Raw genomic sequence first — 14,566 nt, 5'->3', positions numbered from 1 at the left:
ATTAAATGCAAAATTGTGAAATGATGAAGTTATTGAATAATCCATATCAAGGTTTAAAACCTTGACATGGATTAAAGTCTTTTCTACATTTACAGGAGTAATTTGACAAATGACTTTTATCCATTCAAACCTATAAAAAACAAAAAAAAGCATTTCAAAATTGAAATGCTTTTTTTATTTTAAAGTTCTTTTCTTAATCTTGCTACAGGAATATTGAGCTGTTCACGATATTTTGCAATCGTTCTTCTGGCAATATTATAACCCTGTTCTTTTAGAATTACCACTAATGCATCATCTGTAAGCGGCTTTCTTTTGTTTTCTTTGCTGATTACTTCCTGAAGATGGGTTTTGATTTCTTTGGTAGAAACTTCTTCTCCGTCATCATTCGTTAAGCTGTCTGAAAACAAATCTTTAAGATATACAATACCGTTAGGAGTATCTGCATATTTACTTTTTACCACTCTTGAAATGGTAGAGATATCAAATCCTGTAATATCTGCAACATCCTTTAAGATCATTGGTTTCAGAGATTTTTCATCTCCGGTAATGAAATAATCCTTCTGGAATTTCACAATCGCCGTAATCGTCTGTAATAAGGTATTCTGACGCTGATTAATAGCATCAATATACCATTTTGCAGCATCCAGTTTCTGCTTGATAAATAATGCAGCCTGTTTATGTTCCGATGAATTCTTATCATGGGAATAAGTAGTAAGAATATCTTTATATTCTTCAGAAACTCTTAAGGTAGGTGCATTTTTGCTGTTGAGCATAGGTATAACCAATCCATCTTTTACCTGAATCACAAAATCCGGAATAATTTCCTGATTAATTGTAATGGTCTGTGTATCAAAGTTCCCTCCTACTTTCGGGGATAATTTTGAGATTTCTTCCAGTGCATCTTTCAGATCTTCTTCCTCAATATCATATTTCTGAATGATCTTATTGTAGTGCTTATTCGTCAAGGCTTCAAACTGATGTCTCAAGATATTGGCAGCTAAAGAAACTGCTTTATCTGAGCTTACTTTCTTTTCAATTTGCAGCAATAAACATTCCTGCAGGCCTCTTGCTCCTACTCCGGACGGATCCAGTTTCTGAACATAGTTCTCCAGGATATCCTCCACTCTTTCTTTAGTTGTATAAATTCCTTGGGAGAAAGCCAGATCATCAACAATAGACTTGATTTCTCTTCTAAGATATCCATCTGTATCTAAGTTCCCGATAAGGTATTCTGCAATCTTAAGATCTTCATCACTGATATTCACCAGATGAATCTGTTCCGTAAGATAGTCGTATAAGGACTGTCCTTCCGTAAGAAGACTTTCATTGTCAAATTCTTCGTCATCCGGAGAATAGTTGCTGGATGCGGTTTTATAGCTTGGTTCATCGTCATAGATATATTCATTGACGTCGAAATCTGTTTCAATGCTTTCTGTACCCTCATCCTTATAAGCATCTTCCAGGGAAGAATATTCATCCTCCTTAGAATCTTCTTTCGCAATTTCCAAAGCCGGGTTTTCTTCTAACTCTCTCTCCAACTCCTCTTCAAATTCCAGAGTATGAAGTTGAATAAGCTTCATCAACTGGATTTGCTGAGGGGCCAGCTTTTGTCCTAATTTGAGTTGTAAGTGTTGTTTAAGCATATTCTTATTTGCGTTTTAACATAACATATTCTACGAATTTAATAAATTTATTTGATAAAAAACGTATTTAGCATGATTTTTGCAGTATACATCCCATCTTAATAAACTATTGAAAAATAAAAAAAGCCTTAACTTGTGATTAAGGCTTTTTTTTATTGTTCTAGAATTCAGCGCTTTTCGGCGTTCTTGGGAAAGGAATTACGTCTCTGATGTTCGTCATTCCTGTTACGAAAAGAACTAATCTTTCCAGTCCTAAACCAAAGCCTGCATGCGGCACAGAACCGAATTTTCTGGTATCAAGATACCACCAAAGTTCATGTTCATCTACATGCATATCTGCCATTTTCTGTTTTAAAACATCTAATCTTGCTTCTCTTTCAGATCCACCGATAATCTCACCGATACCAGGGAAAAGAACATCCATCGCTGCAACAGTTTTGTTGTCATCGTTCAGTTTCATATAGAAAGCTTTGATTTCTTTCGGATAGTCAAATAATACTACCGGGCTTTCAAAATGTTTTTCAACAAGATATCTTTCATGCTCAGACTGAAGGTCTGTTCCCCATTTTTCAACCGGATAAGCAAATTTTCCTTTTTTGTTTTCTTTCGAGTTCAATAGGATTTCGATTGCTTCTGTATAGCTTACACGCTTGAAACGCTTAGCCACTACATTCTGAAGTTTTTCGATAAGACCTTCTTTTGCTCTTTCTTTTTCCGGTTTTGTCTTCTGTTCTTCTGCAAAACGGTTGTCTAAGAACTCAAGATCATCTTTACAGTTATCCAATACATACTGGATTACATATTTTAAGAAATCTTCCGCAAGATCGATATTGTCTTCAAGGTTGTTGAAAGCAACTTCCGGCTCAATCATCCAGAACTCCGCAAGGTGTCTTGTAGTGTTAGAGTTTTCAGCACGGAAAGTAGGTCCGAATGTATAGATTCTTCCTAATCCCATGGCAGCAGTTTCTCCTTCAAGCTGTCCTGAAACGGTAAGGTTTGTTTTTTTACCGAAGAAATCCTGTGCAAAATCAATGTCTCCTTCTTCAGTTCTCGGCATGTTGTTCAGGTCAAAGTTCGTTACTCCAAACATTTCACCTGCTCCTTCTGCATCTGCTCCGGTAATAACCGGCGTGTTGATATAGAAAAACTGATTCTGGTTGAAGAACGAGTGAACGGCAAAACTTACTGCATGGCGCACTCTGAACACCGCTCCAAAAAGGTTTGTTCTGAATCTTAGATGTGCCTGCTCACGAAGCTTTTCAAGGCTGTGTTTTTTAGGTTGAAGAATCGTACTCTGAAGTTCTTCCGTAAAGTTATCTCCTAAAACAATAATTTTTTTAGCGATAATTTCCACAGATTGGCCTGCTCCCTGGCTTTCCACCACTTCTCCTACTACTTTAAGGGAAGAAGCTGTACTGATATTCTTGATAATAGCTTCATCAAAATTTTCGAAATCAACAACTATCTGCAAATTATTAATCGTAGAACCATCATTAAGCGCTATAAAGCGATTAGCACGGAATGATCTTACCCATCCGTAAACTGTAATGTCATGATGTAATACTTTCTTGTAATCCTTTAGGACTTCTTTGATCGTTTGCTTTTTCATTTGTTGATGATAAATTTTTTATATAAAAATTAATGTCTGCAAAGTTACAAAAAAACAGCGCAACTTGATGATTGCGCTGTCTTAAAATCATTTAACAAGTATTTAAACTTTCAGTTCAGGAAAATCACCCTTTTTCTTCTTCCCACTCTTCTTCATTTTCAGGTTACATTTCCACTCAATATTGTCCTGAACTTCAATAAAATCCGCATTGCCCCGGAGTGAATACCCTTACACTATCACCTTTTAGAAAGAATAAATTTTACTTTATTCTGAGTTTTCATGGAATTAGTTTTAATTTATTGAAATGGTTATTAGTTTTTAGGCAATAATTTCATGGTAAACTACAGGTCATGAATCCATCTATTAAACTATACTATACTTTTAAACACTGTGGATGGATTCTGCGAATTTATTTTACTTATTTTATGATTTTTTAAATGATCACTACTCTTTTATATTTCTAAATTTCTGAACAAATTACTTCATTACTATGTTTCATTTTTTACTGATATTCATTTATGATTTTAACCAGCTTTGTTTCTCATTTTTAATATACAGTTCCGGACTTTACTTTTTAATGAATCAACAGTTTGGAACTGATATCTTGTATTGTGCACATACAAAATAAATGATTGTGTTTTTACCTGAAGCAAAGATGCAGTAAGAAAAATAATGATACAAGAGAATGGTTCATAGATTCATAAATTTATATACCTAAAATCATGAATTTATAAACTTAAATAAAATGAAAATCAATCAGTTATATTTAACTCACCCTCATGTTTTCAATTTCTTTCAGATAGACAGAAAGAGGTGTTCCAGTTCGTTTTTTGAAGGCTAAAGTGAAAGCCTGCTCATTATTATATCCTAATTCTTCGGCAATAAAAGGAATTTTATAAGACCTGAATTTTCTATCATTCGCCAATCTGTTGATGGCATAGTCAATACGGAGATCATTAAGATAGGTTGCAAAATTTTTCCCTTTGTAAGTATTGATAATTTCCGACAGATATTTAGAGTTTGTTTTTATTTTTTTGGCAAGACTTCCCAATGTAATTCCTCTATTCAAAAACTGGTCTTTGCTTTCAAAGATGTCAAGTTCTTTTAAAATGGTTTGGGCAATATCTTCAGAAATTGCTCTGGATGTTCTGTCTTCCGTATTTTCTACCGGAAGAGTTTCAGGCAGAATCTCTTTTTTAATTTCAGACTCCCTGCTTCCTCTGTTTTCATTAACAGACTGAATCAGGTCCTGGGCAATCTTTTTATAATTCTTTTCAGATTTTTTGTATTTAAAATAAACATTGATAAATAAAAGATGTGATACCAATAAAAGACTCAACACGATATAAAACAGGCTCTTCCTTTTTGTAAGCTCATTGGTGATATTTTCTTTCTCCTGCTGTAGTTCCGGAGTATCATACCTTCTCGGAAGTTCTCTGGAAATATACCTGAACCGGCTATCCAGGACCTGATCAACCTTTAAAAAACGTTCTACATAATACAGTTGTTTTTCCTTAGCATTGTTTTCTTTATAATAATCAATCAGATAGGTGTATACATCTCTCAGTTCAGGATAGATGTAATTTGTTTTAAGAACCATGGAATCTATCTTCCGGAAAAAGTTTACGGCTTTTTCTTTTTCCTGAAGCCCGGCATAGGATTTTCCCAAATACAAAAGAGTATAATGCTGGTTTCTTTTACTGCCATTATTGTTTGTAAAGAAATATTTTTCACACTCCAATAAACCGTCAATCGCTTTCTGATAATTTTTTGAATGCAGATGATAATATCCCAGCAACCCAAGATTCTGATAATAACGGTAAACATTTTTATTTTTCCTTGAATCTTGTAAACCTTCCTGTATTAATATATAAGCAGAATCCATTTTACTGATCTCTATATAAGCATCTGCCAGGTTCAGTTTGAGAGAGTTCTTCTCATCCTCATTCATATAATCAGCATCATAGGCATAATGTCTCAATACCTTAGCAGTTTCCTCGTGTTTTCCAATATAATTATTCAGATAGGCAATATTGATATGTGCCATGGCAATCTGCCGATTATTTCCTTTTTCTTTTGCATATTTCAACCCTAAGATATAATTATTTAATGCAGACTGAAGATTATCATTTTTAAAATATAAAATCCCTCTTAAAAGATACGTTCTTGCCGGATAAATGTTTTCTTTGGAATTTTTGGTGATATGCTGTAGGCTGTCAAGATATTGTAATGCATTGGGTAAGCTTTCGTCAAAATGAAGCATAACATACCCTTCAGCAATCTGAGCTGTATTTTTTTCAAATTTTGCTTTTTTAAGATAATAATTTGCAATACTTCTTGCACTGTTTGCATCTTCAGAACGGTCCTTATAGAATTCTTCTTCCAATTCCTTATAAGTAAGTCTTTCAAGAATATTTTTTTCTACATTATTGATCTGTGCCTGAAAAAACACATTCCCTATAATCAAAAACAGCAGTAAATATTTTATTTTCATCATTCATCCTAGCTATATTACAAAAATATTATTTTTCTTCAGTAGATGCACCAATCCTTTTACTTTTTTCCGTGAATGGGGAATAATTTTATTAAAATCAATACTGATAAACTTACAAAAGAGAGTACAGTATGAAGACTGCACTCTCTTCAAAAATCATTTCCATTCTACCCTTCCTTCCATATAATATACCCTTCCCTTATCTTCGTAAAGAAGATCATACCCCTGAGAGGTCAGGTAGAAATGACAAACCTTCATTTCATCTTTTTTATCTTTAAATTGAATAACAGCCGGGCACATTTTAGCACGATCCATTTTTTTCACAGTCAGATCAAAATTCTTCTGAATATTCTTTTTGCTGTACAGAGACAACATTCTGTCATCAATAAAACGCACATATTTTAAAGATGAAAGAGGGTAATTAATCAATTCAAAAGGCTGTCCTGCCAGCCTGGCTGCATTTTCATTGAAAAAATTCGTAATCGAAAGACTGTCTTGAGTAATATTTTTTACCACACTTGATTCATATCTTTTTCCATCCGTAAATTCCATACTGTATATTGCTTCCATTTTAATGGCAAAACCTTTCCCTGATTTTCTTAAGTCTTTAAGATCTGTAAATTCTTTCCCCTTTTTGATCACGATCAAAACATTTCCTTCTCCAAAATCACAATCATAATATTTTTTATAGTCAAAAGATTCTTCTGTTTGGGTATTCAGTGTATCATTGATTGTATTTTGTGAAAAAACACGTACCGAAAACAGTAATAAAAATAATATCCATTTATAATTTTTCATGGTTGAATTATTTATAGGTTTAAAATCATTTAAAAGACAAGGTTAATTCCCATACCATAGCGGAATCCTTTAATAGGAAAAGGCTTGTAGGTATTATATTCAAAGTTGTACCCGAATTCTGCACAAAAGAAATGGTAAAAATTTATTCCCGCTTTGGGTGAAACCGCATAAGGTGAAACTCCTGCTCCGGCATATAAAGATGATACCTCGGCACCATCCCGAAACGAAACAACTTTTCTGAAATAATCAAACTCCGGAATGACCAGTAGTTTTCTTTCGTCCCACCAGTTAAAATGACCTCTTAAGCTGTAATAATTCTTATCACCATCAGTAAGTTTTGTTCCTATTGACAGAAAGGCTTTATTATCCATTAAAGTCCCTTCAATTCTGGTACTGAGAAGAATGACCAGCCACTTTTTTTCTTTGATTTCTTCAAACTGAGCTTGTAAGAAACCACAAAGAAATATTGCGATTATTAAAGCTAACTTTTTCATAATGTCTTATTGGTTTTTTGTTTTTTAAAATTCCAGTTGATCAAAGGAAGTTTTCTCTTTCCGTTCTCATTCCATCCGCCAATCTGTATTCCACTGAAATCACTGCATTTATTGTACAGTCCTATTTGTATTCCTCTGCATTTCTGGCCAATATTAGCCAGTGGTGCTACAGAAACCCCTTTCATTTCATGGTGCAGATTAAAAAACGGAGAAACAGCCATACCGTTGGTCACCGCATAAGTATTGATATTACTTGAAACATTGATTTCCAAACCATTTGTAACCGTAGGTTCCATATTGATGAGCGACAATTGAAGTCCATTGATTTTGTTCATCTTTTCACGAGGAACTATTACATAATCATCATTACCAGGTAATTGTAAGTTGAAAAGCATCAACGGAGGAAGAAAAACACCTAGGAAATTGAATCCCAGGCCCAGGCCATTTACTTTTTTCGGTTTAAAATGATCTTCTTCATCATAATATTTAAATAAAACTCCATTCACGTTTCTGACATTCTTTGAGGGGGAAGCGGCAATCAGTCTCGGTTTCAAAGAATCTGCTTTTAAACGGTCTGATGCATAGGCCAGACTACTGAATAAAAGAACTGCTATTAATAAAATTCGTGTTTTCATAACTCTTTATTTTAAAATTACAGTTCAAAATTATCAGCAGAAGGCTCAGTTCCGAATGTGAAAAAAAATTAAAAAAAATGCTACATTTGTGAAAATCACAAAACTATGCACCAGGAAGCCCTACTGAAGGAGATCCGAAGAAAAATCGGTGAAAAATCTTTAAATGATGAGATCGCCAACATTCTTAATATCAGCTATGATGCAGCTCACAGAAGGACTTCCATGAAAGCCAAGTTCAGTTTTGAGGAAGCACTGGAACTTGCCAAATACTATCAGATTTCATTAGATCAGTTCCTGGGAACAGAAAACCAACTGATTGTTAAAAGAACCCAGCCTGTAAGAACCACCGAAGATCTTTTAAACTATTTTGAAAACTCTTTGAAGATTTTAAATGTTTTTCAGAATATCACCAATTCCAAAGTATTTTATTCAGCAAAAGACATCCCATTTTTTTACACGATTTCAGATTCCATTTTGTCCCGCTTCAAATTTTATGTCTGGATGAATTTACTGAACCAGGATAAATTTTTAAGTCCTTTTCATGAGTTTAATATGGAATATCATTCTGTAAAAAATGAAATGCTGAAAGATCTTTATGATAAACAAAATGTAACTGAAATCTGGAATGACACCACTATTATGAGCGCTTTAAGACAAATCTCATTCTATTATGAGATGGGATTGTTAAAGAAAAATGATGTAGATCTTATTCTGGATGACCTGAGAAAACTATTGGAAGGGCTTGAAATGAAAACACTGGAGAAAACTAATTTTCAGATCTATGTGAATGATTTAGTAATTTTAAACAACAGTATTTTATTCAAAAATGAGCAGCAATGTTCTTTTTTTGTTCCTTTCAGCATGTTTGGATATATGATGACCAATGATAAAATCACCTGTGAAGATTCTCTGAGCTATTTTGAGCATCAGATCAAGAACTCCAGATCGCTGAACGAATCCGGAAACCGGGAAAGGAAAATGTTCTTTAATAAAATGTATGAACAGATTGACCGATTAAAACAAACCCTATCATGAATACACTTCGTAAAGGCGAATACTTTGGACAAACCAATCAAATGGTCAATTTAGAAGGATTGACCATCACTGATACGGAGTATACACATCCTTACGTAGACTGGCATTATCATGAAAATGCTTATTTCACTTTTCTTCTGCAGGGCAATATGACAGAAGGAAACAAAAAAGAAAGGTATGACTGTTCTGCAGGAACGTTATTGTACCATCATTGGGAAGATCCGCATTACAATATTAAACCGGAGGTTTTCACAAGAGGTTTTCACATCGAACTTTCACAAAGCTGGTTTGATCGGTTTGATATTCAGAAAAATAAAGTGGAAGGTAGTTTTAATATAAAAGATCCCGCTTTAAAACTGTTGGTTTATCAGATATTCAGGGAAACCAAAACCAATGATTTGTCTTTTGAAATAGCTGTCAATCAGTTATTATTACATCTTTTCAGTCAATTGAGCCATCAGAAAGAAACAGTTGATAGAAACCCCGTATGGGTAGGTCAGATCAATGAAATTCTGCATGAAAGCTTTACGGAAAGTCTCAATCTTACAAAACTTTCCAAAACATTGAACATTCATCCCATTCATTTAAGCAGGGATTTTCATAAATACTTCCATTGCAATCTGGGCGAATACCTCAGAAAATTAAAACTCAATAAATCTCTTGAACTTCTCACTTTACCCAATTCTTTAACGGATATCGCTTTGGAATGTGGTTTTTCAGACCAGAGCCATTTTATCCGTTGTTTCAAAGAGAGTATAGGAATTACTCCACTTAAATACAGGAAGCTTTTGAAAAATCATTAGAATCTGTCCGAATTCAGAAAGGCCGTCCTGAAAGTCAAATTATTCCGCTTTTGTAATCGTGACGAACGAAGAATCTTACTAGTTATCAAGTGTTTGAGATTCTTCATTTCATTCTATTCCATTCAGAATGACACTTTTGAAATAGTACCATTCACGATTTGGATACATCATTCCCCGATTTGGATACATTTCCCCTTTTGTAAGTTTCCATCTTTGTACCATCATTTAAACAAAAAAATATTTAAAAATGGAAACAAAAAAAGTATGGTTCGTGACAGGAGCTTCAAAAGGCTTAGGATTCGAGTTGGTAAAAAAATTATTATCCGAAGGATTTCAGGTTGCTGCTACAAGCCGTACCGTTGAATCCCTGATCTCCACCATCGGAGAAACTTCAGAGAACTTCCTGCCGCTCAGCGTCAACATTACAGACAATAATGACATCAAATCTGCTATTGCTAAAACAGTGAATCATTTCGGACGAATTGATGTAGTTGTCAATAATGCAGGCTACGGGCAGATCGGAACGCTGGAAGAACTTACCGATGAAGAAGCAAGAGAAAATTATGCGGTGAATGTTTTCGGAACCTTAAATGTGATAAGAAACGCCATGCCTTATCTTCGCGAGCAAAGATCAGGAAACATATTCAATATTTCTTCTGTTGGGGGATATTCTGCCAATTTTCCAGGTTGGGGAATTTACTGTTCAACAAAATTTGCTGTTGCCGGCTTTACTGAAGCTTTGGCTGAAGAAGTAAAAGATTTCGGAATTCATGCTACCGTAGTGTACCCAGGATATTTCCGTACCGATTTTTTGAACAAAGATTCTGTAAAAACTCCCGCCAATCCCATTCAGGCGTATGAAGCAGCGAGGAATTCTGAACAGGCACACCTTAATGACATCAACGGAAATCAGCCTAATGATCCTGGAAAAGCAGCTGACGTCCTGATCCAGATCAGTAAGGAGAAAAATCCACCAGTACACTTGTTATTGGGTGTAGGTACCCTGGAATTTCTGAATAACAAGATTGATATTTTAAAGAAAGACGCTGAGAAATGGGAAAGCCTTACTGTTTCCACTGCGATCTAATTCTGTAGTGATACCCTTCGGCTCTGTTATACATAAGCAGAGCCGAAGACTTTTTGAATCAATACGTTATACTTTTTACAAAAACAACTAACTTCGCTATATGAAACAGCCTGTTCATTTTAATTCTATTTCAGATTTTCATGCTTTCTGTGGTCTTCCCAATCCTGAGCATCCGCTGATCAGTGTGATAGATTACAGTAAAGTCCGCTATATTATAGACAATGGGGAGTTGAAATGGATACAGAATTTTTATTCAATTGGTCTGAAAAAGAATGTCAGTCCTAAGTTCAATTACGGACAGCAGCAATATGATTTTGACTCGGGCGTATTGTGCTTTGTTTCTCCACAACAGTTTTTAAGTCTGGAAATAAGACAGGATGTTGAAGTAGAGCCTACCGGATTTTTATTGCTGATTCATCCCGATTTTCTGTGGAACACTTCATTAACCAGGAAAATAAAATCTTATGATTTCTTCAGTTATAAGGTGAAAGAAGCCCTTTTTCTTTCTGACAAGGAAGAGAAAATTCTTGTTGATATTTTTAAAAATATTGAGCGTGAATATCAAACCAACACCGATAGATTCACGCAGGAACTGATCATTGCCCAGATTGAATTATTACTGGTTTACTCTGACCGTTTTTATGAACGTCAATTTTTCACCAGAAAAAAATCAAGCCACGAATTATTATACAAGTTTGAAGACCTTCTTTCTCAATATTTTGAAAGTGGAAATCTTCTTGAAACCGGAATCCCATCAGTAAAAACCATTGCCGAACAAATGAATATTTCTCCTAATTATCTGGGAACGCTTCTACGGCTTCACACCCAGCAAAATACCCAACAGCATATTCAGAATAAACTCATTGATTCTGCTAAAGAACGTTTGAGCACGACAAGTTTATCTGTAAGTGAAATTGCTTATGAATTGGGATTTGAACATCCACAGTCTTTCAGTAAACTCTTTAAGCAAAAGACCAATCAGTCTCCGGGAGAATTTAGAAAATTATTTAATTAGATTCAAGGGCAGATCAATATAAATGTTAATTTCATTCTATTTTGGCACTAAGAAGTTTGTTACTTTTGTTTAAATACTTCTTGTAATGAAACCAGTTCTATTATTGATCTTTATTTTTACATTTTATCTTTATCAGGGGCAGAATAAAAATATAATCAATCCTGAAAAAATTGAAAATCCGATTCAAAAAAAATATACCGGAAAAATTATTTTCCTTAACAAAGCCGTTACTCTTGAAAATTTGAAAGATTCGGACTTTCTCACTTCTTGTCTATTCCAGGAAAACGGAGATCTTGGCATTCTTGCTTTTTTTGACAATTCTCTTGTCAATTACCTTCACCAGCTTGAACCCAATTGGACCGTTGAGGAACTGTTGAAAAACGGAAATTATCAATTCTCATTTTATGTAGATGGCAAGCTGATCTATAAAGAAAACCTCAATACAGGTGCAGGTACTTCAGATCATAAAAAAAACAAAACTACATTACGAATTCCTCTTCTCAGCAGTAAAAATGAAGATTCATGGGGAAGATATCTGTGGATGCGCTTCTACATGGCCCATAACGGAATTGATGCTCTGACAGAAGGAAATCATATTTTAAAAATTGAAATGCGTCCGTATCTTAATACCTCTACAATCAAGATAGGAGCTGTTATTGCAGAAGGACAGATCAACCTCAGTGTTCCGTCCCAAAATATTTCGGAGCAACAGATCGCTGTTCAGTCTATCCAGCCCAACAGCGGATGGAAGGTTTCTCAGGAAAAGATCAACACAGAAACTATCAGAAATCTGAATAAGAAAATTGCAGAAAACAGGTTTAAAAATATAACCGGAGTTGTTATTGTAAAAGACGGGAAATTGCTTCTTGAAGAATATTTCAACGGATCCGGAAGAGATTCTTTGCAGGATACCCGTTCTGTAGGAAAATCATTTTCTTCAGCTTTAATGGGAATTGCTATCAGAGAAGGAAATATAAAAAGTGAAAATCAAAACCTGAAAGATTTCTATGATCTGAGACAATTTAAAAATTATTCTTCACAAAAAGATAATGTTACTATAAAAAGTTTATTGACAATGAGCTCCGGATTTGACGGAAACGATGAAAATTTTGAATCTGCCGGAAATGAGGAAAATATGTATCCTACCGAAAATTGGGTAAATTTCACGTTGGATCTGCCAATGACAGATAATGTAGCAGGAAAAAACTGGAGTTACTTCACTGCCGGGGTGGTGGTAACCGGAGATATTTTGGATAGAACAGTTCCTCAAGGCTTAAAAAGCTATGCAGATAAAAAGTTATTTCAACCGCTTGGAATCACAAATTATAAATGGCAGTTTACTCCACAGCAAAAGCCTTCTCTGGCAGGAGGACTTCGTATGAAAGCGCTTGATTTTGCAAAATTCGGACAACTGTATAGTAATAATGGAGTTTGGGAAGGTAAAACTATTTTAAGTAAGGATTGGATTAAGAAATCTTTTACCAATTATTTTCCGGATCGTCAGGATTTTGAAGGGTATGGATATTTATTCTGGAGAAAAGTTTATACAGTGGGAAACAACAGTTATGAAGCTTTCCAATCCAGCGGAAATGGCGGAAATAAAATTATCATCTTCACTCAAATACCAGTTGTCATGGTAATTACCGCACAAGCTTACAATAAACCTTATGCCCACCCACAAGTTGAAAAAATGGTACAAGAATATCTTTTACCAAGTTTAATTATGAGTAATGAGTAATATTGAAAAGTGAGAAAGAAATTGCTTATTGCAAAAATTATTCGTCTTTCTTGGATGGAACAAGGAATACATCAATAAGACCTTCAGGGAGTTCCATTTTGATTATTCTTTCTTCTCTGTCAACTTCAAGAATCCAGTCTTTTATCATAGGAATAACCACTTCTTTTCCATCCAGATTGGTAATGAAATACACCTGTGCCGTCTGATCGTTTACGGATCTGATCACTCCACAGTTGTTATCATTTTGATCAAAAATTTCAAACCCGATGATTTCGTGGTAATAGAACTGTTTTCCTGAAAGTTTAGGCAGTGAAGCAAGCGGAAGGTAAACATTTTTACCCAATACCTGGTCTATGATAGCCTCAGAAGAGTTTTTGAATGCAAGATTCAGAGCATCAAGTTTGCTCCACGATGATCTTTCAATAAAAAATGGAACCAATAATCCGTTGATTTCAACGAATATTGATTCCAATTTATTGTAAAGCTCGGGTTGGTCCGTATCCAATTTAAGGATTACGTTACCCGCAAGTCCATGTCTGCGTGTGATTTTACCTAAAAAATAGCAATCTTCTTTACGCATAACAGGGTTTGGTCTTAAGCTTCAGTGTTTTCTTCAGTTTCAGCAGCAGGAGCTTCTCCTTCTGTAGCTTCAGCAACAACTTCTTCAGCAGGTGCGTTTGCAGCTTCTTCAGCAGCTTTAGCATCAGCTTCAGCTTGTGCAGCAGCAGCAACTCTAGCTTCGTTTACTTTTACTTCAGCCTCTAAAGCAGCTTTCTTAGCATCAGCTTTAGCAGTTGCTAAACCTTCTACTTTACCTTGTACTTTAGAATCTTTAGCTTCTACCCAAGCATTGAATCTTTTTTCAGCTTCAGCTTCGTCAAAAGCACCTTTAGCTACACCACCTTGTAAGTGTTTTTTGTAAAGAGCACCTTTGTAAGATAGAATAGCTCTAGCAGTATCAGTAGGCTGAGCACCGTTGTTTAACCACTGTACAGCGGAATCAACGTTCAATTCGATAGTTGCTGGGTTAGTAATTGGGTTGTAAGTTCCTAGTTTTTCGATGAATCTACCATCTCTTCTAGCTCTAGAATCTGCAACCACGATGTGGAAAAAAGGTTTTCCTTTTTTACCGTGTCTTTGTAATCTGATTTTTACTGACATAATGTTTGAATTTTACGGGAACTCGTCCCAGTTAAATATTTAAGAGTGCAAAGA

At 34.9% G+C, this 14,566-nt stretch carries 13 protein-coding genes; 5 read left to right on the top strand and 8 right to left on the bottom strand.

Features of this window, described 5'->3' with window-relative positions; translation table 11 throughout:
• Positions 1 to 179: 179 nt before the first annotated feature.
• The 6 genes from rpoN to OL225_RS02020 form a co-directional block, all read right to left on the bottom strand.
• Complete coding sequence (rpoN, locus tag OL225_RS02045) at positions 180 to 1,643, bottom strand: RNA polymerase factor sigma-54 (protein WP_264517112.1); 1,464 nt, start codon at positions 1,641 to 1,643, stop codon at positions 180 to 182.
• 160 nt (positions 1,644 to 1,803) lie between these two features.
• On the bottom strand, positions 1,804 to 3,252 hold the full coding sequence (asnS, locus tag OL225_RS02040) for an asparagine--tRNA ligase (RefSeq protein ID WP_264517111.1): 1,449 nt from the start codon (positions 3,250 to 3,252) through the stop codon (positions 1,804 to 1,806).
• A 766-nt stretch (positions 3,253 to 4,018) separates the two neighbouring features.
• Positions 4,019 to 5,749 carry a helix-turn-helix domain-containing protein gene (locus tag OL225_RS02035; protein ID WP_264517110.1) on the bottom strand — a complete coding sequence of 577 codons (1,731 nt, stop codon included), beginning with the start codon at positions 5,747 to 5,749 and terminating at the stop codon, positions 4,019 to 4,021.
• A gap of 153 nt (positions 5,750 to 5,902) precedes the next feature.
• Positions 5,903 to 6,544: a hypothetical protein gene (locus tag OL225_RS02030; RefSeq protein ID WP_052184846.1), complete on the bottom strand. Its 642-nt coding sequence runs from the start codon at positions 6,542 to 6,544 to the stop codon at positions 5,903 to 5,905.
• Positions 6,545 to 6,573: 29 nt separating this feature from the next.
• Entirely contained in the window at positions 6,574 to 7,038 is a 465-nt protein-coding gene (locus tag OL225_RS02025; protein ID WP_264517109.1) for a hypothetical protein, read from the bottom strand.
• Positions 7,035 to 7,673: an LA_2272 family surface repeat-containing protein gene (locus tag OL225_RS02020; protein WP_264517108.1), complete on the bottom strand. Its 639-nt coding sequence runs from the start codon at positions 7,671 to 7,673 to the stop codon at positions 7,035 to 7,037. The genes OL225_RS02025 and OL225_RS02020 overlap by 4 nt, the downstream gene beginning before the upstream one ends.
• 105 nt (positions 7,674 to 7,778) lie before the next feature.
• On the opposite strand from OL225_RS02020, the gene OL225_RS02015 reads away from it, so the two are divergent.
• The 5 genes from OL225_RS02015 to OL225_RS01995 all read left to right on the top strand — a co-directional run bounded on the left by OL225_RS02015 (position 7,779) and on the right by OL225_RS01995 (position 13,351).
• Complete coding sequence (locus OL225_RS02015; protein ID WP_264517107.1) at positions 7,779 to 8,708, top strand: helix-turn-helix domain-containing protein; 930 nt, start codon at positions 7,779 to 7,781, stop codon at positions 8,706 to 8,708.
• Positions 8,705 to 9,511, top strand: a complete 807-nt coding sequence (locus OL225_RS02010; RefSeq protein WP_264517106.1) for a helix-turn-helix transcriptional regulator — start codon at positions 8,705 to 8,707, stop codon at positions 9,509 to 9,511. The genes OL225_RS02015 and OL225_RS02010 overlap by 4 nt, the downstream gene beginning before the upstream one ends.
• 247 nt (positions 9,512 to 9,758) lie before the next feature.
• Positions 9,759 to 10,598 carry an SDR family NAD(P)-dependent oxidoreductase gene (locus OL225_RS02005; RefSeq protein WP_047378831.1) on the top strand — a complete coding sequence of 280 codons (840 nt, stop codon included), beginning with the start codon at positions 9,759 to 9,761 and terminating at the stop codon, positions 10,596 to 10,598.
• A 100-nt stretch (positions 10,599 to 10,698) separates the two neighbouring features.
• A complete protein-coding gene (locus tag OL225_RS02000) occupies positions 10,699 to 11,613 on the top strand; it encodes a helix-turn-helix domain-containing protein (protein WP_264517105.1) in 915 nt (304 codons plus the stop codon).
• An 85-nt stretch (positions 11,614 to 11,698) separates the two neighbouring features.
• Complete coding sequence (locus OL225_RS01995; RefSeq protein WP_264517104.1) at positions 11,699 to 13,351, top strand: serine hydrolase domain-containing protein; 1,653 nt, start codon at positions 11,699 to 11,701, stop codon at positions 13,349 to 13,351.
• 37 nt (positions 13,352 to 13,388) lie between these two features.
• Here OL225_RS01995 and rimM read toward each other — a convergent pair whose 3' ends face one another.
• Together rimM and OL225_RS01985 are read right to left on the bottom strand one after the other, a co-directional pair.
• Positions 13,389 to 13,931 (bottom strand): ribosome maturation factor RimM, encoded by a 543-nt coding sequence (gene rimM, locus OL225_RS01990; RefSeq protein ID WP_047378836.1) that lies wholly within the window; start codon positions 13,929 to 13,931, stop codon positions 13,389 to 13,391.
• A 14-nt stretch (positions 13,932 to 13,945) separates the two neighbouring features.
• Positions 13,946 to 14,512 (bottom strand): 30S ribosomal protein S16, encoded by a 567-nt coding sequence (locus tag OL225_RS01985; protein ID WP_034698991.1) that lies wholly within the window; start codon positions 14,510 to 14,512, stop codon positions 13,946 to 13,948.
• Between the last annotated feature and the right edge of the window lie 54 nt (positions 14,513 to 14,566).

It is taken from the genome of Chryseobacterium viscerum (genome assembly GCF_025949665.1).
Classification (GTDB): domain Bacteria; phylum Bacteroidota; class Bacteroidia; order Flavobacteriales; family Weeksellaceae; genus Chryseobacterium; species Chryseobacterium viscerum_A.
This window is presented reverse-complemented; position numbering and strand designations above follow the sequence as displayed.